At 56.8% G+C, this 25,119-nt stretch carries 21 protein-coding genes, 1 tRNA gene and 2 pseudogenes; 11 read left to right on the top strand and 13 right to left on the bottom strand.

Features of this window, described 5'->3' with window-relative positions:
• Positions 1-5 precede the first annotated feature (5 nt).
• Entirely contained in the window at positions 6-1,067 is a 1,062-nt protein-coding gene (gene queA, locus TU74_RS00545) for a tRNA preQ1(34) S-adenosylmethionine ribosyltransferase-isomerase QueA (protein ID WP_047281226.1), read from the bottom strand.
• Positions 1,068-1,173: 106 nt separating this feature from the next.
• On the opposite strand from queA, the gene TU74_RS00540 reads away from it, so the two are divergent.
• Positions 1,174-1,258 (top strand) — tRNA-Leu (locus tag TU74_RS00540).
• Between the two features lie 93 nt (positions 1,259-1,351).
• A complete protein-coding gene (locus TU74_RS00535) occupies positions 1,352-1,681 on the top strand; it encodes a hypothetical protein (protein WP_048374521.1) in 330 nt (109 codons plus the stop codon).
• On the opposite strand, the gene TU74_RS00530 is transcribed toward TU74_RS00535, so the two are convergent.
• Positions 1,675-2,070: a c-type cytochrome gene (locus TU74_RS00530; protein ID WP_047295452.1), complete on the bottom strand. Its 396-nt coding sequence runs from the start codon at positions 2,068-2,070 to the stop codon at positions 1,675-1,677. The genes TU74_RS00535 and TU74_RS00530 overlap by 7 nt on opposite strands.
• A gap of 180 nt (positions 2,071-2,250) precedes the next feature.
• Here TU74_RS00530 and TU74_RS00525 point away from each other — a divergent pair, with 180 nt between their 5' ends.
• The 3 genes from TU74_RS00525 to TU74_RS00515 all read left to right on the top strand — a co-directional run bounded on the left by TU74_RS00525 (position 2,251) and on the right by TU74_RS00515 (position 6,254).
• On the top strand, positions 2,251-2,757 hold the full coding sequence (locus TU74_RS00525; protein WP_047273825.1) for a sigma-70 family RNA polymerase sigma factor: 507 nt from the start codon (positions 2,251-2,253) through the stop codon (positions 2,755-2,757).
• Positions 2,754-3,722, top strand: coding sequence for a FecR domain-containing protein (locus tag TU74_RS00520; RefSeq protein WP_048374517.1), 969 nt, complete (start codon positions 2,754-2,756; stop codon positions 3,720-3,722). Before TU74_RS00525 ends, TU74_RS00520 begins: the two co-directional genes overlap by 4 nt.
• A 99-nt stretch (positions 3,723-3,821) precedes the next feature.
• Positions 3,822-6,254: a TonB-dependent siderophore receptor gene (locus tag TU74_RS00515; protein ID WP_048374515.1), complete on the top strand. Its 2,433-nt coding sequence runs from the start codon at positions 3,822-3,824 to the stop codon at positions 6,252-6,254.
• Between the two features lie 41 nt (positions 6,255-6,295).
• Here the strand turns inward: TU74_RS00515 and TU74_RS00510 are convergent, their stop codons facing one another.
• Positions 6,296-6,910, bottom strand: coding sequence for a LysE family translocator (locus TU74_RS00510; protein ID WP_047273822.1), 615 nt, complete (start codon positions 6,908-6,910; stop codon positions 6,296-6,298).
• A 159-nt stretch (positions 6,911-7,069) separates the two neighbouring features.
• Here TU74_RS00510 and TU74_RS00505 point away from each other — a divergent pair, with 159 nt between their 5' ends.
• The gene (locus TU74_RS00505) at positions 7,070-7,522 is read left to right on the top strand and encodes an Lrp/AsnC family transcriptional regulator (protein WP_047273821.1); all 453 of its coding nucleotides are present in this window, start codon (positions 7,070-7,072) and stop codon (positions 7,520-7,522) included.
• Between the two features lie 14 nt (positions 7,523-7,536).
• On the opposite strand, the gene TU74_RS00500 is transcribed toward TU74_RS00505, so the two are convergent.
• Entirely contained in the window at positions 7,537-8,100 is a 564-nt protein-coding gene (locus tag TU74_RS00500) for a DUF924 family protein (RefSeq protein ID WP_048374513.1), read from the bottom strand.
• A gap of 91 nt (positions 8,101-8,191) precedes the next feature.
• A complete protein-coding gene (locus TU74_RS00495) occupies positions 8,192-9,292 on the bottom strand; it encodes a polyamine ABC transporter substrate-binding protein (RefSeq protein WP_047282241.1) in 1,101 nt (366 codons plus the stop codon).
• 522 nt (positions 9,293-9,814) lie between these two features.
• Here TU74_RS00495 and TU74_RS25020 point away from each other — a divergent pair.
• Both TU74_RS25020 and TU74_RS00490 read left to right on the top strand, forming a co-directional pair.
• Positions 9,815-10,303: pseudogene (locus tag TU74_RS25020) on the top strand (MCP four helix bundle domain-containing protein); the annotation flags it as partial.
• Between the two features lie 6 nt (positions 10,304-10,309).
• The gene (locus TU74_RS00490) at positions 10,310-11,440 is read left to right on the top strand and encodes a methyl-accepting chemotaxis protein (protein WP_371264263.1); all 1,131 of its coding nucleotides are present in this window, start codon (positions 10,310-10,312) and stop codon (positions 11,438-11,440) included.
• Positions 11,441-11,531: 91 nt separating this feature from the next.
• Here TU74_RS00490 and cyoE read toward each other — a convergent pair whose 3' ends face one another.
• The 7 genes from cyoE to hmpA all read right to left on the bottom strand — a co-directional run bounded on the left by cyoE (position 11,532) and on the right by hmpA (position 19,085).
• Positions 11,532-12,419: a heme o synthase gene (gene cyoE, locus TU74_RS00485; RefSeq protein ID WP_047278867.1), complete on the bottom strand. Its 888-nt coding sequence runs from the start codon at positions 12,417-12,419 to the stop codon at positions 11,532-11,534.
• Between the two features lie 10 nt (positions 12,420-12,429).
• On the bottom strand, positions 12,430-12,756 hold the full coding sequence (cyoD, locus tag TU74_RS00480) for a cytochrome o ubiquinol oxidase subunit IV (RefSeq protein ID WP_047295470.1): 327 nt from the start codon (positions 12,754-12,756) through the stop codon (positions 12,430-12,432).
• Positions 12,757-13,383: a cytochrome o ubiquinol oxidase subunit III gene (locus TU74_RS00475; RefSeq protein WP_047273809.1), complete on the bottom strand. Its 627-nt coding sequence runs from the start codon at positions 13,381-13,383 to the stop codon at positions 12,757-12,759.
• 3 nt (positions 13,384-13,386) lie between these two features.
• A complete protein-coding gene (cyoB, locus tag TU74_RS00470; protein ID WP_047278870.1) occupies positions 13,387-15,411 on the bottom strand; it encodes a cytochrome o ubiquinol oxidase subunit I in 2,025 nt (674 codons plus the stop codon).
• A gap of 3 nt (positions 15,412-15,414) precedes the next feature.
• Positions 15,415-16,353, bottom strand: a complete 939-nt coding sequence (gene cyoA / locus TU74_RS00465) for a ubiquinol oxidase subunit II (RefSeq protein WP_047273807.1) — start codon at positions 16,351-16,353, stop codon at positions 15,415-15,417.
• A gap of 799 nt (positions 16,354-17,152) precedes the next feature.
• Positions 17,153-17,662, bottom strand: a complete 510-nt coding sequence (locus TU74_RS00460; RefSeq protein WP_047278874.1) for a disulfide bond formation protein B — start codon at positions 17,660-17,662, stop codon at positions 17,153-17,155.
• A gap of 241 nt (positions 17,663-17,903) precedes the next feature.
• Positions 17,904-19,085: an NO-inducible flavohemoprotein gene (hmpA, locus tag TU74_RS00455; protein WP_047295473.1), complete on the bottom strand. Its 1,182-nt coding sequence runs from the start codon at positions 19,083-19,085 to the stop codon at positions 17,904-17,906.
• Between the two features lie 162 nt (positions 19,086-19,247).
• Between hmpA and norR the strand changes: the two genes are divergently transcribed.
• A complete protein-coding gene (gene norR, locus TU74_RS00450; protein WP_048374507.1) occupies positions 19,248-20,795 on the top strand; it encodes a nitric oxide reductase transcriptional regulator NorR in 1,548 nt (515 codons plus the stop codon).
• Between the two features lie 4 nt (positions 20,796-20,799).
• On the opposite strand, the gene TU74_RS23225 is transcribed toward norR, so the two are convergent.
• Positions 20,800-21,653 (bottom strand): IS5 family transposase gene (locus TU74_RS23225; protein ID WP_088500171.1). Its coding sequence is split into 2 segments (ribosomal slippage): positions 20,800-21,309 and positions 21,312-21,653, totalling 852 coding nucleotides; the frame shifts between segments, so codons are not numbered across the junction.
• Positions 21,654-21,981: 328 nt separating this feature from the next.
• Between TU74_RS23225 and TU74_RS23220 the strand changes: the two are divergent.
• Together TU74_RS23220 and TU74_RS00435 are read left to right on the top strand one after the other, a co-directional pair.
• A pseudogene (locus tag TU74_RS23220) lies at positions 21,982-23,928 on the top strand (flavin monoamine oxidase family protein).
• A gap of 286 nt (positions 23,929-24,214) precedes the next feature.
• On the top strand, positions 24,215-25,102 hold the full coding sequence (locus TU74_RS00435; protein ID WP_047292183.1) for a nitrilase family protein: 888 nt from the start codon (positions 24,215-24,217) through the stop codon (positions 25,100-25,102).
• Positions 25,103-25,119 lie beyond the last annotated feature (17 nt).

The raw sequence follows: 25,119 nt of genomic DNA, 5'->3' as shown, positions 1-25,119 counted from the left end.
GTTGCTCATGCTTGATCCTCTGGGGCCGGGGCGGGAGCCGTCGGCGCAGGATTGCGGGTGATGAACATTGCATCACCGTAACTAAAGAAGCGGTACCCCTGCTCAACCGCAGCCTTATAGGCCGCCATGGTTTCGGGGTAGCCGGCGAACGCCGAAACCAGCATCAACAGCGTGGACTCCGGCAAATGGAAGTTGGTCACCAGCGCATCGACCACATGAAACGGCCGGCCAGGGAAAATAAAAATGTCCGTGTCACCACTGAACGGCTTGAGCGTACCGTCGCGCGCGGCACTTTCGAGCGAACGCACACTGGTGGTGCCCACCGCAATTACGCGACCGCCGCGCGCGCGGCAGGCGGCCACGGCGTCGACCACCTCCTGACCCACTTCCAGCCACTCGGTGTGCATGTGATGGTCTTCAAGACGCTCAACCCGCACCGGCTGGAACGTGCCCGCCCCTACGTGCAACGTCACGAATGCGGTCTCGACACCTTTGGCGGCGATGGCCTGCATCAGCGGCTCATCGAAATGCAGCCCGGCGGTGGGCGCTGCCACAGCACCAAGACGTTGAGCGTAGACCGTTTGATAACGCTCGCGGTCGGCACCTTCGTCAGGACGATCGATGTAAGGCGGCAGGGGCATGTGCCCGACACGGTCCAGCAACGGCAGCACTTCTTCAGCAAAACCCAGCTCGAACAACGCATCGTGGCGCGCCAGCATTTGGGCCTCGCCACCGCCATCGATGAGGATTTTCGACCCCGGTTTGGGCGACTTGCTGGAGCGCACATGCGCCAGCACCCGATGGCTGTCGAGCACCCGCTCGACGAGGATTTCGAGCTTGCCGCCGGAGGCCTTCTGGCCAAACAGGCGGGCCGGAATCACCCGGGTATTGTTAAACACCATCAAATCGCCCGAACGCAAATGTTCAAGCAAATCAGTGAATTGACGATGAGCCAGCGCCCCGCTCTCCCCATCCAGGGTCAGCAGGCGGCTGTTGCGGCGCTCCGCCAAAGGATGGCGTGCGATGAGCGAATCAGGGAGTTCGAAAGTAAAGTCAGCAACGCGCATGATAGGTTTCGTCTAGCAGGGCCGGGGAGTTTAACGGACTTAGCAAAAATAGACCAATAAGTTGTTGACCGACCTAAAGCTCATCTCTATACTTCGCCGCCATTGAGCCCTGATGGCGGAATTGGTAGACGCGGCGGATTCAAAATCCGTTTTCGAAAGAAGTGGGAGTTCGAGTCTCCCTCGGGGCACCATCTTAAAAAAAGACCTTGAAATTCAAGGTCTTTTTTTTCGCCTGCAGAAAAGTGAACGCTGCCATACGGCACCTTCTAACAGGAAATCCCAACATGGAATCGTCGCTGGAGACTGTCGCCCTTTTCTCTCTGAAATTGGTCTATGAGACCGACGGTCATAGCCCGATTCTGCGTGACGACCCGGTGATGGATGACTATCAGCGCGAAGTATTTGCGTTGCTGGTGCGCAAACACGACGCCCCTGGCATTCAGGCAAAAGTGGCGGATTGTCTGAGCCAGGCGCTGAACGCGTTAGGCGGCACACAAAAGCCCTTGGGACGCGAACTGCACAAGCTAGCCACCGCCTTCGCTCAGGCTCAAACCTTGGAGCAAATGGGCACGCCGCTGACTCACCTCACGAGTTACTTGAAAGACATTCAGTGATCGGCGTCCTGAAAGGTCTCCAGATAGGCCAGCAGGTTGTCGATTTTTTCCTGATCGCTGATCCCCCAGAAAATCATGCGCGTACCACTGACGACCTTCTTCGGGGCTTCGATGTAGGCCGCCAGCTTGTCCTTGGTCCACACCACGCCTGAATGCTTCATGGCGTCGGAGTATTGATAGTCGGGGGTTGCCCCGGCAGGCCGTCCGATCACGCCATTGAGTTGCGGGCCAAAACCGCCCCGGGCGCCTTTGCCGATGCTGTGGCAACCCGCGCACATTTTCGTGAATAACCTGCCACCCGCTTCAGCATCCCCCGCTGCGACGGCCGCTGAGCTCATCATTCCGGCAGCGACAATCAGGGCCAGGCCTGGCAAGACGGGGGATTTCATGGGCGACTCCAGTCAGATGTTGCAAACAATGTCAGTGACCCATTATGCCCGCACCCGCGACGTCTCTCCAATCACGGCCCAACACCGCTGTGTATGCATCCGCGCACGCAGTGATTGCAGTGGCCATCATCTCGCCGCTACTATTGAGAACTATTCGCACTCACATCTGGACGCCAACCGGTGCATTCTCCTTCGACCAGCAAGCTGGGTTTCTTTTTCAGCGATCATCATCGCTGGTTGCTGCAACACATTCAGCGCCGCTTACGTAATCACGCCGACGCACAGGACACGGCGGCGGACACGTTTTGCCAGTTGCTGGCGGCCCAAGTGGACCCGGACAGCATTGAGCAACCCCGTGCTTACCTGTCGACCATTGCCCGGCGGCTGATCTTCGATCGACACCGGCGACGCCAGCTGGAACTGGCCTATCTGGAGCGATTGGCGCTGTTGCCGGAAGCCGTCGCCCCCTCGCCAGAAGAACAACTGCAACTGACCGAAGCACTGATTGCCATTGACCGCGCGCTCGACGGTTTGCCGATGGCGGTCAAAGCCACATTCCTTTACAGCCAGCTCGACGGTTTGAGCTACGTGGCCATCGCTCAAAAGCTGGGGCTTTCAGAACGCACCGTCAGCCGCTACATGAAGCAAGCCTTGCGCATGTGCTACCTGTGCGAGGCCAGCCAATGAGCAAGCCGCAACTGGACCCGATCAGCGAGCAGGCGATTGACTGGATGGTCAAGCTGCGCGCCGACACGCCCACGCCTGATCTGCTCAAGCGCTTCACTGGATGGCTCAATCACGACCCGGCTCACCAGCAGGCGTGGTGCACGCTGCAAAACCGCATCGGCGCCTCGTTCAACCCATTGCGCGCACTGGATAACCGCGTACCCGGCCAGGCAAGTGAAGCCCGCAAGGTCCTGCTTCAACCCCACACTACGCGGCGTGACGCCTTGCGCATGATCGCAGGGCTGGGAGTGCTGGGCGGCGGTGTATGGCTCGGCGCAAAAAGCCCGTCTGGTGTTTCCTTGCTGGCCGACCTGTCAACGGGCCGCGCTCAACGTCAAGACTTCAATCTGGCAGATGGCAGCCACTTGAGCCTCAATGCCAACAGCGCCGTGGACCTGCACTTCGATGCCGCTCAACGCCTGCTCATCTTGCGCCGCGGCGAACTGGTGATTCAGGTGGCGCCCGATCCGCAACGGCCTTTGCGGGTGCGTACGGCGCAGGGTGAAGTCCGCGCCTTGGGCACGCGCTTTCTGGTGTCTCAAGAGCACGGGGTCAGCCGCGTGGTGGTGTTGCAGCATGCCGTTGAAACCCGCCTGCCCAACGGCGCTACGCTTAACCTGCAAGAAGGCCAGTCAGCGCTGCTGCATGCCGACCGCATCAGCCCGGTGCCTGGTGAACAACGCCAGCGCGCCGACTGGCAAAGCGGCAGGCTGAACGTGCTGGATGATCCGCTGGAGCAGGTCGTGGATGCGTTGAGGCCTTATACCCGTGGCTTCGTACGCGTGGCGCCCGAGGTACGGCAATTACGCGTACAAGGCGTGTATCCGCTCAACGATCCCCAGCGGGCATTCGCCGCACTGGCAGAAACCCATGCCATTCGCGTGGATCACTACAGCCCATGGCTGACCGTGATCAGCGCCCGATGAACAAGGGTTTTTCTTTTTGAAAATTAATCGTATTTGTGTCCGGTTTTCATTTCTCATCCCACCTATCTCCTGACACCTTCACACGATCAGGAGAATGCTGTGATCAACCCGTGGCCCAACGCCCTCTGCGTTGCCGTTGCTCTGGCAACGGTGGCGAGCCCTGCACTGGTTCAGGCGCAAGACGTGAATTTCAACCTTCCGGCTGGCCCCTTGGCCACTACCCTCAATGCGATTGCCAGCCAGAGCGGGAACATCATCTCCCTTGAACCCGCCCTCGTGCAGGGCAAGCAGGCACCGGCTGTGGTCGGGCGCATGTCACCCGAGCAGGCGATCGACGCGGCACTGGCAGGCAGCCGTCTGCAATTGCGCATCACGGGCCAGGGCAACTTCAGCGTCGAACCGGCTCCGCAAAACGGCGATGCACTGCAATTGGGGGTCACCCGCGTCGTCGAGCAAAGCCGCGACGCCACCACTGAAGGTTCCGGGTCTTACACGGCCCAGGCGGTCACCATCGGCAAGGGTTCACACAGCCTCAAAGAAACACCACAGTCCGTCACCGTGATCACCCGCAAAATGCTCGATGACCAAAACCTCAACACCATCGATCAAGTCATGGAGAAAGTCCCCGGGATCACCGTGTACGACTCTCCCATGGGCGGTAAGTACTTTTACTCGCGCGGATTTCGCATGAGCGGCCAGTATCAGTACGACGGCGTGCCGCTGGACATCGGCAGCAGCTACGTACAGGCCGACAGCTTCAACAGCGACATGGCAATTTATGACCGGGTTGAGGTGTTGCGCGGTGCCGCTGGCATGATGAAGGGCGCGGGCGGCACGGCGGGCGGGGTCAATTTTGTGCGCAAACGCGGCGGGTACACGCCGCACACGCAACTCTCGCTCTCGGCGGGCACATGGGACAACTATCGCGGCCTGGTGGACACCGGCGGGCCCTTGAATGAGTCCGGCACGTTGCGAGGCCGCGCCGTAATGGCCCAACAAACCCGCCAGTATTTTTATGACGTCGCGGAACGCCGCGACCAGATTTACTACGGCGCCCTTGATCTGGACCTCACCCCGGACACCACGCTCGGCTTGGGCCTGGCGTATGAAGACGTAGATGCCACCCCGTGCTGGGGTGGGTTGCCGCGCTATGCCGACGGCAGCGACTTGAAGCTCAAACGCTCCACCTGCCTGAATACCGCGTGGAATAATCAGCGCAGCAAACGCACGACCGTCTTCGGTGACCTGACCCACACCCTCAGTGACGACTGGGCACTCAAGGTGGCCGGGGTGTATTCCAAAAATACCCAGGACATGGAATACGCCTTCCCCAGCGGGCCTGTTCCCGTAGGTGCTACCCACACCAACACGCTCATGCTGGGGAGCATTTACGACTACGACCAGGTCGACTACGGCTTCGATGCCTATGTCGATGGCACGTTTGATGCCTTCGGCCAAGCGCACGAACTGATCGTGGGCGCCAACGCCAGTCGCTCGCATAAAGATGACTTCTACGCCGTGGCGGCCCTGCCCCAGCGCCAGGACATCTTCAATCCGGATCACCATCTGCCACGGCCGGACGAGGGCTACTACCTTGCCAATGCCTCGCGGGGCGGCCCGGTGGACATGCGCATCCAGCAATATGGCGCCTACAGCCTCGCCCGACTGAAACTGGCCGATCCTCTGACCGTTGTGGTTGGCAGCCGGGTCAGCTGGTACTCATCGGACAGCGACTCCACCACCTACTGGCGCGGTGAAGGCACCCCGGTCAGCTCAAAAGCCAGGGAAAGCGGGCAAGTCACCCCCTTTGCCGCCGTGTTGTTCGACATCAACGATAACCTCACCACTTACGCCAGCTACACCGACATTTTCACCCCACAAGGCGGCTACAAAACCATCGACGGCAGCAGCCTCAAACCGTTAATCGGCAAAAGTTACGAGCTGGGGATCAAGGGCGAATGGTTCGAAGGACGCCTCAACAGCGCTTTTAACCTGTTCCGCACCGTGCAAAACGATGCCGCGCAAGATGATCCGTTGTGCCCGGACAGCAGTTGCTCACTGAACTCCGGCAAAGTCCGCGCCCAGGGCTTCGAGGCAGAAATCAGCGGCGAAGTTATCGAGCGCCTGCAACTGCTGGCGGGCTACACCTACACCCAGAGCAAAGTACTGGAAGACGCACAGCCCGATCAGAAAGGCCTGGCCTACACCTCTTACGTGCCGCGTCACCTGTTGCGTGTGTGGGCCGATTACGCACTGACGGGCGCCCTGGAGCGCGTCACGTTAGGGGCGGGCGTCAACGCGCAGAGCAGCAACTACCGCGTGTCGCCCATCAGCGGCAACGATGTCAGCCAGGCGGGTTACGCGGTATGGAACGGGCGCATTGGCTATCGCATTGATGACACCTGGTCGGTCGCGCTCAATGGCAACAACCTGTTCGACAAACGCTATTACGCCAGTATCGGCACTGAAGGGTTCGGCAACTTCTATGGCGAACCGCGTAACGTCGTCATGTCGCTCAAGGCAGACTTTTAAGCCCTGCACCCTCGCTGCCCTGACACACGGGCAGCGACGGGTTACAGCATCTGCTCGGCCAGCAATATCAGGGCAATCAGGATCATGATGGCGCCCGAGGTCTGACTGACCCGTTGCGCCGCGCCGGGCCGAGTTTGCAGCACCGCTCGGGCGCCGAATCCAACCAATAAATACACAACGCCGCAACTGACCGCATGCAGCCCGCCCAGGGCCACGATCTGCGCAGGCACTGGCCATGTCGACAGGGGGTCGGTGAACTGCGGCAACAGCGCCAGAAACAACAAAAACACCTTCGGATTCAAACCGCTGACGCACAACCCCTTCCACGCCCAACGTGACCAGGAGTCCGCCACCTGGACGCTTCCGGACACCGGGGTGGCGGGGTTTCTGAGCATCCCCACGCCAAGCCAGAACAAATACAGCGACCCAGCCACGGTCAGCACCTTGAGAATCATCGGATTGCTGGCCATCAACCCGCCGACGCCCGCCGCGACAATGATCGTCGCCAGTAAATGCCCCGACAACAAACCTGCCACCGCAGGCGTTACCCAACGGCCGCGCATGCCCGCCGAGATGGCATACGCCCAATCGGCGCCAGGGGTGATGATGAACAGGAACGACACCGCCCAGAACGCGGCCAGAACACTGAGAGTCACGAGATAAGCACCTTCTAGGGGCCAAACAGGGTTAAAGGGCAAGCCAGACGACTGAGGCCGCTCGTGGCAAAACCGACCGATAGAAGATTAAGTAAATGCTGCTAGGATTACTTTGCGTTTATCCCCGACCAGCGCCACACAATTAGAAGGTTCTTCTCAGTGGATCGAATTGACCGAAAGATTCTTGCTGAACTGCACACCGATGGCCGGCTTTCTCTCACTGAATTGGCTGATCGCGTGGGCCTGAGCCTGTCGCCGTGCCATCGTCGGGTGCGGGCACTGGAAGAAGCCGGGGTGATATTGGGGTATCGGGCTGTGCTGGCGCCCAGCGAGCTGGGGCTTAACTTTTCGGCCATGGTGTTCGTGACCTTGCGCGAAGTCACGCGTCAGGCCGTAGCCGATTTCGAGGCTGCACTGCCAGACATCCCGCAAATCGTCGAAGCCCAACGGCTGTTCGGCGACCCGGACTACCTGCTGCACGTCATCGCCAAAGACTTGCCAGCCTACCAGCAGCTCTACGACGAACACCTCAGCGCATTGCCCAACGTACAGCGCCTGGTGTCGACACTGGTGATGAAACGGGTCATCCATGACCGTGTGTTGCCGCTGTAACACAACAGGACGACCTACCCCGCAAAGCCTCCACTCTCCAGATAAGCGCGCTCAGCCTGCGTCGTCACCCGCCCCAACACCTCATTGCGATGAGGAAAACGGCCGAATGTTTCGATGATGTCTGCGTGCTCTTTGGCCCATTTGAAATCCTGGGGCTCCAGGCCTTGATGCAGTTGCAACGACAGCTGTTGATCGACAGGGTCTTCAGAGTGCTCGAACGGCAAGTAACAGAAAATACGCAGATCAGCGGCCACCTGCCTGTCCATCCCGCCATCGATCATCTGCCGCGCGTAAAACCGCGCCAACGGGTCAGTGGCAAACATATGCGCCGTCCCTCTGAACGCGTTGCGCGGGTATTGATCGAGCAAAATCAACAACGCCAGCGCGCTGTCAGGCGCCGCTGACCAATGCTCCAACTCCCGCCGCGCGGCGTGAAAGTGCGCAGTGTAAAACGCATCACGAAACCGCTTATCAAACCCTGCATCCTTGGCAAACCACTGTTTTGGGCCTGCGTTTTTCCAAAATTCAATCACACGTTGCGGGGCAGTTTCAGTTTCAACGTTGCTGTCGAGCGTCATCACGTGTCATTCCTCGGCCTGTGTAAACACCATGACTACACCATAGACCGTCTGCAAGCCGCAGGACTCTGGCTTGAGATGCGCCAAGGCGTCACTTGTCCGACTTAATACTGGTCCAGACGCGTGTGCGTACCCGCTCCAGCTTTTGCGGCAACGGTTGCACCACGTAGAGGGTTTTCAGGGCTTGCGGGGTGGGCGTGAGGTTGGGGTTGCCGGTGATGTCTTGGTTGATCAGCGCGAGGGCGTCTTTGTTGGCATTGGGATAACCGAGGAAATCACTGATCGGGGCGATGACGTTAGGGTCCAGCAAGGTATTCAGAAACGCGTGGGCTTCGTCGACATTCTTGGCACTTTTGGGGATGGCGAAGGTGTCAAACCAGATCGGCGCGCCCTCTTTCGGCAAGCGCCAATCGACCACCACTCCATTGCCCGCCTCCTTGGCCCGGTTACCAAATTGATAGAAGCTGCCTGAGTAGCCAATCGCCACGCAAATATCGCCGTTCGCGATGTCTGTCATGTATTTGGCGGAGTTGAAGTAAGTCACGTAAGGACGGATTTTCATCATCAGCGCTTTGGCCTTTTCATAGTCCGCCGGATTCTGACTGTTGGGGTCCAGCCCGAGATAATGCAGGGCCAATGGCAGGATTTCCGATGCGGAGTCGAGCATGGCGACGCCACAGGATTTGAGCTTTTCCATGTTCTCCGGCTTGAACACTAAATCCCAGCTGTCTACAGGTGCGTCGTCGCCCAGCGCCGCCTTGACCTTGGCCGGGTTGAAACCAATCAGCACCGTCCCGTACATGTAGGGAATGGCGTACTGATTACCAGGGTCGTTTTGATCCAGCAACTTGAGTAATTCTGGGTCTTGATGCTGCCAGTTCGGCAATTTGCTGCGGTCCAGTTTTTGAAACACGCCGGCCTTGATCTGGGTGTCGAGGAACTGGTTCGACGGCACCACGAGGTCGTAACCCGAATGACCTGTCAGCAATTTGGCTTCCAGCGATTCGTTGGTGTCGAAGGTGTCCCACGTCACCTTGATGCCTGTTTGTTTGGCAAAGTCCTTGGGCACGGAAGGCAGGATGTAGTCCGCCCAGTTGTACACCCGCAGCTCACGCTCATCTGCCTGTGCCGAGCCAGCCATTAATGCCAGCCCGCAGACAGTAGCATTCAGTACGCATTTCAATGCATTCATGACGTGTTTCCCCAAATGGCGTGAGAGCGATCATTGTTATGTGCTGTGCACGGCAGTCACTCGCGAAAGCTGTTGAGACCGTACGCTTGGTGGCGATGCTGTTTTGATTCTTGCCGCGGACCTTGCAGGTTCACAGGGGCAGGCAGGCCAAAAGGGGATGATTGTGGCCACGGGGTCGCATCACGCCGTTAAAAACGGCCGTCACTCCAAGGTCAGCGATTGTCATGTTCAGGCACCCGCGACCGCGTTCGGGGGTGTGAAGACGGTCTTGAGCGCCAAGCAGCGTTTTGCCCACCCTTCCCATGGCTTATCTAGCCAAACCCAGCAAGCAGCGAGCGCCGCGCTGGCGATAACTACTACGGGCTGGTGCACACTTTTTCACAAATTACTTTGACCCTGAGATCAAGTTACCGGACAGGCGAGCGATAGCATTCCGCTATCACTCTTTGGTGCGAGTATTTTCGCGCCGCTGTCTTACCTGCAAGCCCGCTTGCAGGCTGCCTTTGATGTTTAGGATCACTGATGAATTTACGTAACATGAATATCGCCCCACGCGCATTGCTGGGGTTTTCCCTGATTGGCACCCTGATGCTGATTTTGGGGATTTACGCCCTCACGCAAATGAACAAAATCCATCAAGTGGGTCAGAACATTGCCACCAGCGATATGCCCAGCCTGGTTGGTCTCAGCGACTTCAGTTATTTCAACCAGCGCCAGCGCGTACTGAGCTATCAGCTGCGCGACGAGCCCGATCCCGACGCTAAAACCCGTGTATTCAGTGAGCTGCAATCGCTGGAAGACCGCACCCGTAAAGCAATGGCTGACTATCTGCCGCTGATCAGCAGCCCGCAAGAGCGCGCCAGTTATGAACAACTGAACCGCGAGCAAGCGCAGTACCGAACCCTCGAAGCACAGTTGATCCAGTTGGCGCGCAACGATCAACAGGACGAATTGAAGCGCCTGCAGGCCGGTCCCTTGAGCGTGGTTTCGCGCAATATCAGCGCCGCGATCGAGTCGATGCTGGACATCAACTCCGCGCAAAGTGCCCGTGCTTATCGCCAAAGCACTGACGACTACGACACCACGTTCAACTTCACCATCGCACTGTTGTTGCTCGCCACCGGGCTGACCGTCCTCTGCGCCTGGCGGTTGACCCACAGCATCACCCACCCGATCGGGCAGGCGTTGGAAGCGGCGCAAGAGATTGCCAAAGGTGACCTGACACGCCCGATCACCGTGGAAGGCCGCGATGAAGCGGCTCGCCTGTTGCTCGCCATGCAGAGCATGCAAAGCACCCTGCGTGACACGCTGCTGCACATTTCCGGGTCTGCCACGCAACTGGCCTGTGCTGCCGAAGAGCTCAACAGCGTGACCGACGAAAGCGCCCGCGGCCTCACGCAACAAAACAATGAGATTCAGCAGGCCGCCACCGCCGTGACCGAAATGACCAGCGCAGTGGAGGAAGTGGCACGCAATGCGGTCAGTACTTCTGAAGCGTCTAAAAGTGCAGCCGACTCGGCGGGCGATGGCCGTGATCTGGTGCAAGAAACGGTTACCGCCATTGAAAGCATGGGCAATGACGTGCAAAGCACAGCCAATCTGATCGGGGAGCTGGCCAAGGAGTCGCAAGACATCGGCAAGGTGCTGGACGTGATTCGTGGCCTGGCCGACCAAACCAACCTGCTGGCCCTCAACGCCGCGATTGAAGCGGCGCGCGCGGGCGAAGCGGGTCGCGGTTTTGCCGTGGTGGCGGATGAAGTTCGGGCGCTGGCTCATCGCACGCAGCAATCGACCAGCGAAATCGAGCACATGATTAACAGCATTCAGGGGGGCACTGAGCACGCGGTCAACTCGATGCGTCAATGCACCGAGCGCGCCGAATCGACGCTCAACATCGCCCGGGGTGCGGGACTGTCCCTGGAAACCATCAACGGGGCCGTCATTGAAATCAACGAGCGCAACCTGGTGATAGCCAGCGCCGCCGAAGAGCAGGCTCAAGTCGCGCGGGAAGTGGATCGCAACCTGATCAACATCAACGACCTGTCCGTACAGTCCGCCAGCGGCGCCACTCAGACCAACCTGGCCAGTAACGACCTGTCACGCCTGGCCATTGACCTCAATACCATGGTGGCTCGCTTTAGCCTCTGAGGCGGGTTGAGCAACCCGGCCTGTGAAGACAGGCTGCAAAAAAAATCCCCGCGCTTCTTTCGAAGGGCGGGGATTTTTTTATCCGGGATGCTTAGTGCGCGTAAGTCAGTAACAACTCCGTCGGCACTTTGAAATCCAGGGACATCATGACGCTCAGCGCGGTGATGGTGAAGATCGAGAACACGAACAGCTTGCGTGCCCAGACCTTGTCGTCGACGGCTTTGTAGCCCGTCCACGCCATGTACAGCCAGTACATGCCCATCGCGGCTGCCACGGCCAGGTAGCTCATGCCGGCGTAACCGCCGAGGGTGAGCATCAGGGTCGCGATCAGGAACGCGAGGATGTAGAGCAGGATGTGCTTCTTGGCGACCTTGATCCCGCGCTTCACAGGCAACACCGGAATCGATGCAGCCAGGTAGTCATTGAAGCGGAAGATCGCGATGGCGTAGGAATGCGGCATCTGCCACAGGCTGAACATCACCAGTAATGTCAGCGCGGCCAGGTCGAAGCTGTTGCTCACAGCCACGTAGCCGATAACAGGCGGCATTGCACCCGACAGACTGCCAATCAAGGTGCCGTGAACCGACTTGCGCTTGAAGTACAGGCTGTACAAACCGACGTAAATCACGAAACCAATCGCGGCAAACAACGCTGCCAGCGGGTTGGCCACGCGGTACAGCAGTACAAGACCGGCGACCCCGAGCAAGGTGGCGTATAGCAACGCCACCTTGAGGGAGATCAGGCCTTGCACCAGTACGCGGTTCTTGGTGCGGTCCATCTTGATGTCGATGTCACGGTCGATGCAGTTGTTAAACACGCAACCGGACGCAACCACCAAGGAGGTGCCGATCACCGCGGCCAGGAACAGGGCAAGATCGAAATGCCCCTTCGAGGCCAGGAAGAACCCGCCTGCCACAGAAAGCACGTTACCGAAAATGATCCCCGGTTTGGTGATTTGGATAAAGTGCTTAAAGGACATCGGGCTTACCTCACTTCGCCATCATTACAGTGTGGATGCTGAACATGATCCACAGGGACAGGCCGACCAACAGCACAATAACCAGCGCCGAGAACACCAGCGCGGCGACGTTATTGCGTTGTGCAGGCGAACGGTCCAGGTGCAGGAAATACACCAGGTGAACGATCACTTGAATCACGGCGAACAACAGCACGATCGCCAGCGTGGTCATTTTCGGCAGGGTTGGGTACATCACCAGCCCGAACGGAATGACGGTCAGGATCACCGACAAGATGAAGCCGATTACGTAGGACTTCACGCTGCCGTGGTTCGCGCCTTCAGAATGTGCGTTAGCCATTTACAGAGTCCCCATCAGGTAAACAACGGTGAATACGCAGATCCACACCACGTCCAGGAAGTGCCAGAACAGGCTCAGGCAGCTCAGACGCGTCTTGTTGGTCGCCGTCAGGCCCTTTTTCTGGACCTGATACATCATGATCGCCATCCAGATCAGACCGCTGGTCACGTGCAGACCGTGGGTACCGACCAGGGTGAAGAACCCGGACAGGAAGCCGGAACGGCTAGGCCCAAAGCCTTCGGAGATCAACAGGTGGAACTCGTTGATTTCCATGGCGATGAAGCCTGCACCGCACAGGAAGGTCAGAGCCAACCAGAACAGCACCTGACTTTTCTTGCCCTTGAACAGCGCCAGCATGGCGAAGCCATAGGTGATCGAGCTGACCAGCAGCAGTGCGGTTTCACCCAGCACGTACGGCAGTTCGAAGATGTCGTGGCCCGATGGGCCACCCGCTACGTTGTTAACCAATACCGCGTATACCGCGAAGATCGACGCAAACAAGATGCAGTCGGTCATCAGGTAGAGCCAGAAACCAAATACGGTTGTCTCGCCCGAGTCGTGGTGATGGTCATCGTGCCCATGGTCGTGACCATGGGCCTGTCCAGCATGAGTCGCTAAGTTCGACATGGTTTATGCCTGTTCCAACTTGGTTTCAACACGGGTAGCCGGAATCTTGCCAGCGGCTACCAGACGCTTGTGCTGCTCGGCTTCGATGCGCTCGATGGTTTCCACCGGCACCATGTAGCCTTGGTCATCACGGGCAGCGTGGATCGCGAAGTACGCCACGGTGCCAACCAGGCTGACGATCGCCAACCACCAGATGTGCCAGATCATTGCGAAACCGAATACGGTCAGCAGTGCGCCCATCACCACACCGGTCGCGGTGTTGTTTGGCATGTGGATCGGTTCGTACTTGGCCGGAGCCTGGTACGCCGTACCGTTTTCCTTGGCTTCGGTGAACGGATCGATACCGTCGGCTTTTGGCAATACAGCAAAGTTGTAGAAAGGAGGTGGCGACGAGGTCGACCATTCCAGGGTGTGGCCATTCCATGGATCGCCGAATTCGCAGGCGTTCTCTGGCTTGTTGCGGTCACGGATGCTGACGTACAGCTGGATCAGCTGGCACGCAATACCCACGGCGATCAGTGCAGCACCGACGCACGCCACGTACAGGTAAGGCACCCACTCAGGGTTGGTGGTGGCGTTCAGACGACGGGTCATGCCCATGAAGCCCAGTGCATAGAGCGGCATGAACGCAACGAAGAAGCCGGTGATCCAGAACCAGAACGCTGCCTTGCCCCACTTCTCGTTCAGTTTGAAGCCGAACGCTTTAGGGAAGTAGAAGCTGAAACCTGCGATGTAACCGAATACCGCACCGCCGATGATCACGTTATGGAAGTGAGCAATCACGAACAGGCTGTTGTGCAGTACGAAGTCAGCACCCGGGATGGCCAGCAATACGCCTGTCATACCGCCGATGGCGAAGGTCACCATGAAGCCCAGTGTCCACATCACCTGGCTGGTGAACTGCAGACGGCCGCGGTAGATGGTGAATAGCCAGTTAAATAGCTTCACACCCGTCGGGATGGAAATCAGCATCGTCGCCAGACCGAAGAAGGCGTTGACGCTGGCACCCGAACCCATGGTGAAGAAGTGGTGCAGCCAAACCATGAAGCCCAGGATCGAGATCGCGCCACTGGCGTAGACCATCGAGTGGTGACCGAACAGACGCTTGCCAGTGAAGGTCGAGATGACTTCAGAGAAGATCCCGAACGCCGGCAGAATGAGGATATAAACCTCAGGGTGACCCCACGCCCAGAACAGGTTGACGTACATCATTGGATTGCCACCAAGTTCGTTGGTGAAAATGTGGAAATCCAAGTAACGGTCAAGTGTCAGCAGTGCCAGGGTAGCGGTCAGGATCGGGAACGAAGCCACGATCAGAACGTTTGCCCAGGTGCAGGTCCAGGTGAAGATCGGCATGTCCATGATCTTCATGCCAGGGGTACGCATTTTCAGCACGGTGGCCAGGAAGTTAACCCCGGTTAACGTCGTACCTAACCCCGATAGCTGCAGTGCCCAGATGTAGTAGTCCACACCCACGCCCGGACTGTACGCCAGACCTGACAACGGCGGATACGCAACCCAGCCGGTCTTGGCGAACTCGCCGACGCCCAGCGACAGGTTGACCAGTACCACGCCCGACACCAGGAGCCAGAAGCTCAGGGAGTTCAGGAACGGATAGGCAACGTCACGTGCGCCGATCTGCAGCGGCACTGCCAGGTTCATCAGGCCGGTGAAGAATGGCATCGCCATGAAGATGATCATGATCACACCGTGAGCGGTGAAGATCTGGTCATAGTGTTCAGGTGGCAAGTAGCCAGGCGAACCTTCAGTGGCCATGGCCAGTTGGGTACGCATCATGACGGCGTCGGCAAAGCCACGCAGCAGCATGATCATGGCAACGATGATGTACATCACGCCAATTTTCTTGTGGTCGACTGACGTTAGCCATTCGGTCCACAGGTAGGTCCACTTTTTGTAGTACGTGAGTGCTGCAACCAACGCCAGACCACCGAGCAGAATCATAGCGACGGTAACCATCACTATCGGCTCGTGGAACGGTATGGCGTCCAGACTTAATTTACCAAACATCGTTTACTCCTCTGCCCCGGCAGCTGAATGCGAACTGGTGTCCAAACCTTCGGTCCCGGCCACTTCTTTCTTCTCGTGCTGCACCGGCTTGCCTGGTTTCATGCCTTCATACTTGTCGATGATGGTCTGGAACAGGTTCGGTTTGACCGAGGAGTAGAGCTCAACGGGATTGTTCTGACTTGGCTTGGTCAAGGCTTCGTATTCAGCTGTATCAAGCTGTTTAGGTGACGCTTTGACTTCACTTACCCACGCATCGAACTCAGCCTGGGAAGTCGCGATTGCTTTGAATTTCATGCCAGTGAAGCCCGCACCGCTGTAGTTGGCAGAGATGCCATCGAGCTCGGCGTTCTTGTTAGCAATCAAATGCAGCTTGGTCTGCATACCGGCCATGGCGTAGATCTGACCGCCCAGGCCTGGAATGAAGAACGAGTTCATGACCGTGTCGGACGTGATACGGAAATTAACCGGTGTGTTGGCCGGGAACACGATCTTGTTGACGGTGGCGATACCCTGTTCCGGGTAGATGAACAGCCACTTCCAGTCCATGGCCACCACTTCGATGGTCACAGGCTTGACGTCAGACTCAATCGGACGATACGGGTCCAGCGCGTGGGTCGACTTATACGTGATCACACCCAGCGCGATGATGATCAGGATTGGCACAGTCCAGATCACAACTTCGATCTTGGTGGAGTGAGACCATTTTGGTGCGTAGGTGGCGTTCTTGTTCGACGCGCGGTATTTCCACGCGAAAACAAGGGTCATCAAGATGACCGGCACCACGACCAAGAGCATCAGCAATGTAGCAGTGATGATCAGATTCTTTTCATCGACGCCGATCTGCCCCACCGGATCGAGCAACGTCATATTGCAGCCTCCCAGCAACAACATGCCGAAAAGTGGCAATAAGCCAAAGAGTCTGGGGTACCTTTTTTTAGTCATCTCACGACCTCTAAAACAGCTTGCACAATGCAGTTGGTTTTTTCCGCCAACACTTCACCCTGCCAAGGGTTGGCAATTTTCCGGATTGAATAAGGGCCTGCTTCATCGCGGTGAAGCGACTGGGCAAATCCTGGGTTAGCAGTGATTTCTTATTCGATACTGGGTCAAAGGCCTTGTCAGACCAATTCCATTTGGTGCGGAACTTAGAAGGGTTGCCAGTACCTTGGGAGTCGCATGGGAAGCCTGTAACAACCACCCAGGCGACCTTCAACTTCCCGCTTGGGCTCAGGGATGAGCAGGCTGGACGTTCAGTGCGGGCGATTGTAGTTAGGTAGCTCTCTATAAACCATGTCTCATCCCGAAATAATTATTCTCGGCTGTGGTAACAATCCCCCACTATTATTACGCGCCGCGTTTGAAGCCCCTCCCTGACGCGCCAGTAGCACGCCCTTCCCCCTTAGCTGAATCCGCCCCTTTTTAGCGCACGCAAACTCATCCCCCAACGCGCCAAAACGCCCAAACAAAAAGGCTTGCAGCGTTTTTGATGGCGCCTTGCATGGACCTTTTCAAGCCCTGCTACAGCGTCAAAACGCCTCATGGGTGGTGAAACCAGTGAGACGTTTCAGCTGCGTATTGTGAAATGAAAACATCCCCTGTGACAATTTCTCCGTGACAATATGTCGCAGTGCTGCGCACCCCTTCACTGCGGCGGATCACACCCTCTTCACCTTTTTCATGGACGAAAAAAAGCCTCGTCCTTGCGCACAAGAACGAGGCGGCTGCAACCTGATTTAGGGTTTCAGGCAGGTTTGCTGCGATTGCGGTAAATGCCCAGCGGCACCAGCACGGCCGTCAGAACGAATGCCACCAGCGCCCACTGCGCCAGCGACAGGCCCAGCACAGGGGGATACGGCGTCGAACAGAAGCCATCAACCTGAAAACCCAGCGGGAAGACGGCAGCCAAAGGCAAGCCGTCCACAATCGGTTGCAGGGCATCCAGACCGCAACTGACCGCAGGGTTAGCCAGGATGTACACGTGGCGCCCCGCCGCGACGATCCCGCCAATGGCGCTTAATACCACCAACCCCTCAAACACCGTCATGCTGCGCCGGGTGCGCATGGCCGCGCCAATGAAGGCAAAAATTGCGATCAGCAGTAACGCATAACGTTGCAGGATGCACAGCGGGCAAGGCGCCTCACCGAGCACGACCTGCATATACAGCGCACCACCAATGAGGGCGAGGCAAATCAGCCCCAGCAAGACCAGAAAGCGCTTTTCGCGCCCCAGCCGCATCATGTCGTCCGTCATCGTGTTTCCTTTTGCCTGATTGTCCAAGGGCCGTCCGGCCGTCACAAAGCGCGCAGTTTACACCCAGACCTACAGCATGGATGCAGGGCAACTGCAGGAAGAGGATTAACAACGGGCGCGATTAAAGCGCGATTAACAAAAACCCCGCAGCCATCGCCAGTCACACATCACGCTAGGCGCGAAGTCAACAGACGATCACTACGGGGCTCGTTGGCCGTTGATGGGCCCGGCCAGTAACGGTTTATTCCAGCGCAGCAGCCGGGCCGAAAAACTCGTAGCGGCTTTGCTTTTCAGGCACACCCAACGCCTTGAGCTGACGCTTGATAGCGCTCATGAAGCCCTTGGGCCCGAGGAAGTAAGCATCGACATCACGATCGGCCGGCAACCATTTTTCCAGCAGTTCAGCGCTCAACAGGCCCACGTGATCGGCGCCCTGCCCCTGCCCGTCATGCTCGGCATAGCAGTAAAAACGCTGCAATTGCGGGTATTGCTCGGCCAGCTCATCCACCCAGCCGCGGAATGCGTGCACCTGAGCGTTACGCGCGCAGTGGATGAAATGGATGGGGCGCTGCGTGGTCAATGCCCTTTCCAGCATCGGCAAGGTCGGCGTAATGCCTACGCCGCCGCTGATCAGCACCAGCGGTTTTTCGCTGTCGGTCAATGTGAACTCACCCGCTGGCGGGAACAACTCCACGACGTCGCCCACTTGCAAACGGTCATGCAGGTAGTTGGACACCACCCCGCCCACCTCGCGCTTGACGCTGATGCGATAACGACCCACCTGCGCCAGCGCCGACAACGAATAGTTGCGACGGGCTTCGACACCGTCGATGTCCAGTTTGAGACCGATGTACTGACCCGGCTCAAATTCAAGGATCGGCTGCTGGTCAACCGGCCGAAAGTAAAAGGACGTGATCTCGGCGCTTTCATCGATCCTGGCAGCCAGCTTGAACGCGCGACCGCCCCGCCAGCCACCCGGCGCAGCGGCCTTGGCATCGTAAATGGCCGCTTCGGCGCCGATCAGGATATCGGCCAGTTGCCCGTATGCCGCGCCCCACGCCGCCACTACTTCAGGGGTCGCGATGTCACTGCCCAGCACTTCTTCGATCGCACGCAACAGGCACTTACCGACAATCGGGTAATGCTCGGGCAGGATTTGCAGTGCCACGTGTTTGTTGATGATCCTGGCGACCAGATCACCCAACTGGTCGAGCTGATCGATGTGGCGGGCGTACATCAGCACCCCGGTGGCCAAGGCGCGGGGCTGATCACCGCTGGCCTGATTGGCCTGATTGAACAACGGGCGTACCTCGGGGTACTCCGACAGCATCATCCGGTAGAAATGGGTGATTAAGGCCTCACCGCCGCTTTCCAGCAGCGGTACGGTGGATTTGACGATGGCACGATCCTGAGCAGTAAGCATAAAGGTGACTCCAGAGCACGTAGGCAGTAACTAAAACTTGATGACCATTGAGGTATCAGAATCCGTGCCAACTTTTAAACCCTTTAAAAACAGTCAGTTAAAACAATATTAGTCATTATGACTCAGGCTGATTTATAGTCGGTTCGACTACATGAGGTCAAAATGACTGCAAGACTTCTGCTCACCACGTTATTGCCCCTGGTCGCTGACCTGTCCCGCGAACTGCCAGAGAGCGAGCGTTACCGCCGCTTGCTTGAGGCCATGCGCGCTCTGCTGCCGTGCGATGCCGCCGCCTTGCTGCGCCTTGATGGCGAGTGGCTGGTGCCGCTGGCGGTTGACGGCCTGAGCCTCGACACCCTCGGACGACGCTTCAAGGTCAGCGAACACCCGCGCTTTGACGTGTTGCTCAGCAGCCCCGGCCCGACACGATTCCCCAGTAATTGCGACCTCCCCGACCCGTACGACGGCCTAGTGGACGGGCTGGCCGAGCATCTGGAAATTCACGATTGCATGGGTTGCCCGCTGTTCATTGACGAGAAACCCTGGGGACTGCTGACCCTGGATGCCCTGGACCCTAAACGCTTCGAACCCATCGAGCTGGATGCCCTGCAAGCCTTCGCCAGCCTCGCGGCCGCTACGGTAAACGTGGCCCAGCGTATTGAACGGCTGGCGTTGCGGGTGGAAGACGAACAACTCAAGGCCGAGCTGTACCGGCAGGCCAACGGCTCCCCCCACAAAGAATTGATAGGCCAGAGCAAAACCCACAAACGTCTGATCGACGAAATCGCGCTGGTGGGCAGCAGTGACCTGACGGTCCTGATCACCGGCGAAACGGGTGTGGGCAAAGAGCTGGTGGCGCAAGCGATTCATGCCGCCTCACCACGCGCTGACAAACCGATGATCAGCCTCAATTGCGCGGCGCTGCCCGACACGTTGGTCGAAAGCGAACTGTTCGGCCACGTACGCGGCGCCTTCACCGGCGCCACCAACGATCGGCGGGGCAAATTCGAACTGGCCAACGGCGGCACGCTGTTCCTCGACGAAGTGGGCGAACTGTCACTCACCGTACAAGCCAAACTGCTGCGCGTGCTCCAGAGCGGCCAGTTGCAACGTTTGGGATCGGATCAGGAGCACCGCGTTGACGTTCGCCTGATCGCCGCCACCAACCGCGACCTTGCTGAAGAAGTGCGCAGCGGCCGCTACCGCGCCGACTTCTACCATCGCCTCAGCGTCTACCCACTTAAAGTACCCGCCCTGCGCGAACGCGGGCGCGACGTGTTACTGCTCAGCGGCTTCTTCCTTGAGCAAAACCGCTCACGCATGGGCCTGGGCAGCTTACGCCTGAGCCCCGACGCGCAAGCCGCGCTGGTGCATTACGACTGGCCGGGCAACGTGCGCGAGCTGGAACACCTCATCGGCCGCAGCGCCCTCAAAGCCCTGGGCAACTGCCCGACACGCCCGCGCATACTGACCCTCACCGCCCACGACCTGGACCTACCCTCCACCCGCGTCACCGAGGCGGCCCAACCCACACCCACCGCACTGCCCGAGACAACCGGCGACTTGCGCCAAGCGACTGAGCACTACCAAAGAAACCTCATCAGCGCCTGCCTGGAGCGCCATCAACACAACTGGGCCAGCGCCGCACGCGAACTGGGACTGGACCGGGCCAATCTGGGGCGACTGGCCAAGCGGTTGGGGTTGAAATAGGTCCTTAGGCTCTGTACGAAAAGTAATGTCGTAAACATCGCATGGCGCAGGCCAGAGAGACCATCGCCGCATAACTTTTCGCGAGTTTGTCGAAGCGCGTAACGATGCGGCGGTTCTCCTTCAGCCAGCCAAACATACGCTCGATGATATTGCGCTGTCGGTACTTGGGACGATCAAACAATCTCGGTAACCCCGGCTTAGGTTTGCGCTTCATACTGTGCAGAGGAATCACCGGCTGCATCCGATACCGGTCGCAGTAGCGACGCAACGCTTCACCGTCATAGCCTTTGTCCGCCAGCAACCATCGGCAGCGATTGCGAGGGCGACCGCGCAAGCTGGGTATGTACGCTTCGTCGAGCAACGGCTGAGCGTAAGCAATGTCACTGGCCTGTCCACCGGATAATAGGAACTTCAGCGGGACACCGTTGGCATCGCACAGCATATGGATTTTGGTGGTCAGGCCGCCCCGGCTGCGCCCGAGCGCATGATCTTGCGGTTCTTCAGGCCCCCTTTTTTCCCAGCATCAGATGAGGTCCGGGTTGCTCGTACTGCGGTGGAGTCAATCATCCAGGTCTCCAGATCAATTAACCCTTGCTCGTTGAGTTTGATGTGAAGCCGCTTGAGCATCTGGTCAAACGCTCCGCGATTGCGCCAATCACGGATGCGCTGATAAACCGTCGACCATGGGCCAAAGCGCTCAGGCATATCGCGCCAGGCAGCGCCAGAACAGAGCACCCAGAGGACGCCGTTGAGCATCATGCAATCATCTGCTCGTGGGCGCCCACTGCGGCGGAGTTCATAGAAGATGTCTGCAACCAAATCCCAGGCGGCGTCGGGGAGTTTGTATCGTTTGGCCATCGTGGGCTCCTGCCTTTGATGGTCGCGGACTTTACTGAAACTCGGCGCCTGCGGAATTCAAATTGGTTTCGGCTGATTTCGTACAGAGCCTAAAAAAATCCGAGGCTGACACAAACAGCGAGACTTAGAACAGCAAAAGGTTACTCGGTCATAACATGCATACCATCGCAAATCATGTAACTCCGCCATACGAAGAATACTGACAACACTCCACCGAAAAATTATTCAATTTAGAAATATTAAAAACTCTAAACATGTACCACCTCAGCCACACCATGCACATCTAAAATTCGCCTCATAGACAACAACTAATTATGGAATGATCACCGTGACGATTGGATCTACCTATGACTATCCCGCCTTTGCTGCCAAGCAACAAATTGAACACCTAGAAAGTGGATGGAGGGGACGTTTCCCAGGGCCACCGGATCTGTGCTTCAACTATCGAAAATTAGTTGAGCAACAATTTGGAATCGCCAACTCAACACAACCAGATTATAAAATCTGCATCGTGGGTGCTGGCATTACGGGATTGATGCTGCACACGAACTACTTCGCTGCGGCTTTACCAACATCACATTAATTGAACAATCCAATCGCATTGGCGGGCGTCACTTCTCAATTGTAAGTCATGACCATTCTCCATTACTAGGCAGTACTCCCTTTGAGATGGGTGCTATGCGTTTACCTCTCTTCAACAAAGCCGGCGAACCTCCCACTGAGGGCCAATCATTAATGGCCTATTACAGCAAACTATTCGAACTATCACTTTCAGACTTCCCTAACCCTGGCACACCGCACGTTAGAAGTACCGGGATTTATTTGCAAGAAGGAAAACTTGAAGATCAACCCGAACCTCAAATGCTGATTTGGAAAAATCCGGAGGGTCATACCCCACCTCCTGGCGAGAAACTCTCTGGTATATATAAAAAAATGGCGCCGTTTCGCAGACCAAATGACAGATACCGTGGCACGAATATATGGAACTTCAGACTGGGAGTCTACATGGGCAGCTATCGTTGCACGCTATCAAAACCTTCCCTTCCGTGAATTAGTGACGTTACCGGCTCTTTCAAAGTGGTCATCGAATACACCGGGAGATTTCGGCGGACTGGGAATGAGTACGGAAGAGTCGGCCATTTTTTACTCTATAGGGATTGGAGATGGTAGCTGGGGAGCTTTTTATGACATTTGCTGCCTCTACCCTCTCCGCACGGCAATTTTTGGTTTTAGTAGCAATTTGCAGCTGATACATGGCCGAATTGACACCGAGGGCAATCCAAAGCCCTCTCCGTATTTGGGAGATGATTCTCTGAAAGACTCGAATAATTTAAGTTTTCAACCACCCCGGTATCTTGGTCTGGCAGCCCTTGACGAGTGTATGTTGTTCATGAAAACAAGCCTATCCGGCGTTTCTTTTTACGACCATTGCCTGAAGCGCGGAAGTGGATTTTTAACTGACTCTTCAGTGACTCGCTTAAGCAAGCTCGAAAATGGACAAATTCGAGTAACATATGATTGGAATATCTCCAACCCTACTGAAAAGTCTGAACGGAGCGATAACTTCGATGCAGTCATTATGACCCTGCCATCATGGATAATCGAGACACATATTCAATTAGAAAATTTCAGCCAATCCATGTTACCGCACTCAATTATCAATGCATATAAAAGCGCCCATTGGGAAACCAGTTGCAAGATCTACGCCCCACTAAAAAAGAATTTTTTATCTGAAAATAAAAAAATACCACAAACAATCGTAACTGATAGCTTTATTCACGATGTGTACACCTACAGGTATCACGAAAACTATCCATACGACTGTATATTACTTAGCTACACATGGGAAGATGACGCAACCAAATTAGCATCTTTCGAGGATCAAGAATTAACTACCAAATGCCTAGCCGAGCTTGATCGCATCCTATTGCGCTCAGGAAATATAAAAACGCCTATCTCACCCTTCATTGATTCAAAAAAATCATTTGTGCAGCGCTGGATGACTGACAAAAACGCATTAGGATGCGCAAAACTATATCGCGCAGGGACCTATTACGATGCGGTCAGCCTCATGAAATACAACCGAGACCATGCTCATATATCAGGACTCTATCTATCAGGCGAATCTTTTTCTGTTGATGCCGGCTGGACCGAACCTTGCCTTAGAGGGGCAATTGATGCTGTCATTAACTTATGCAACACAACTCATGCCATGTTTAACGGCGGATTCAGACTAGAGAATTACCCCGAATATCAAACAAGACCAAAGATATAAATCATCGCCCACCCACAACCTAAGACTCCAAACACAACTAAAAAATATTAACCAATAAACTTACAAAATCAGCATCAGGTTCACAATAAAATTTATTACTATTCATTAAAAATTGTACCATCAGCAGTGCAAACAGAATTCAAACCTTCATGGCGTAGGAAATATTGACCTACCTTACCAAGATGCGGGCAACGTACTACAAGCCGAGAAGACGCCGCCGATAGACGCCAGAGCTGACAAATCCTCTTACTGAACACCTTCATACCAACAAGAAAGGGTGTCAGTCATGAGCAAAGCTGTCAGCGGTGTGCGCGTTGCCGTGGTGCAATTTGATCCGCAAGTTGGCACCCGGCATCGCCAAACCAACCTTGATAACAGTCTGGATCTTGCCAAGGAAGCCGTCGCAAACGGGGCGAATTTGATTGTGCTTCCCGAACTGACCAATACCGGCTATTCGTTCGCAGATCGGCAGGACGCCTTCCTGCATGCAGAGATCATCCCGGACGGCCCCAGTACGCAGGCATGGTGTGATTTCGCTTCCCGACATCAGATTTATCTGGTGGCCGGGCTGGCGGAACGTGGGGGGATGCAGTTGTTTGACACCGCCCTGCTGATCGGGCCGGACGGTTATATCGGCAAATATCGCAAAGCCCACTTATGGAATCGAGAAAAGCTGTGGTTCACACCGGGCAATCTGGGTTTCCCTGTGTTTGAAACGCCAATTGGGCGCATTGGCCTGCTGATCTGCTGGGATATCTGGTTTCCGGAGGTGCCGCGACTGCTGACCCAGCAAGGCGCCGATATCATTTGCAGCCTGAACAACTGGGTCTGGACCCCGCCGCCACTGTTCGATGAGGCGGGAAAATGCATGGCCTCCTACCTCACGATGACCGCAGCCCACGTTAATAACGTGTTTATCGCGGCAGCCAATCGTATCGGCGAAGAACAGGGCGAGCGCTTTTTGGGGTGCTCGCTGATCGCTGGCACCAATGGCTGGCCCATTGGCGAGATCGCGCCGGCAGATACCCAGACCATTCTTTACGCCGATATCGATCTGGCCAGCGCACGCAGCGCGCCGATCTGGAACAACCTGAACGATCTGCACCGGGATCGTCGCACTGACGTGTATGACGAGATGCTGGGTTATTGCTATCACCCTTGCTTTCCACGCTGATGGGAGTGCCACCATGG

This window comes from Pseudomonas lundensis, from assembly GCF_001042985.1.
GTDB lineage: Bacteria > Pseudomonadota > Gammaproteobacteria > Pseudomonadales > Pseudomonadaceae > Aquipseudomonas > Aquipseudomonas lundensis.
This window is presented reverse-complemented; position numbering and strand designations above follow the sequence as displayed.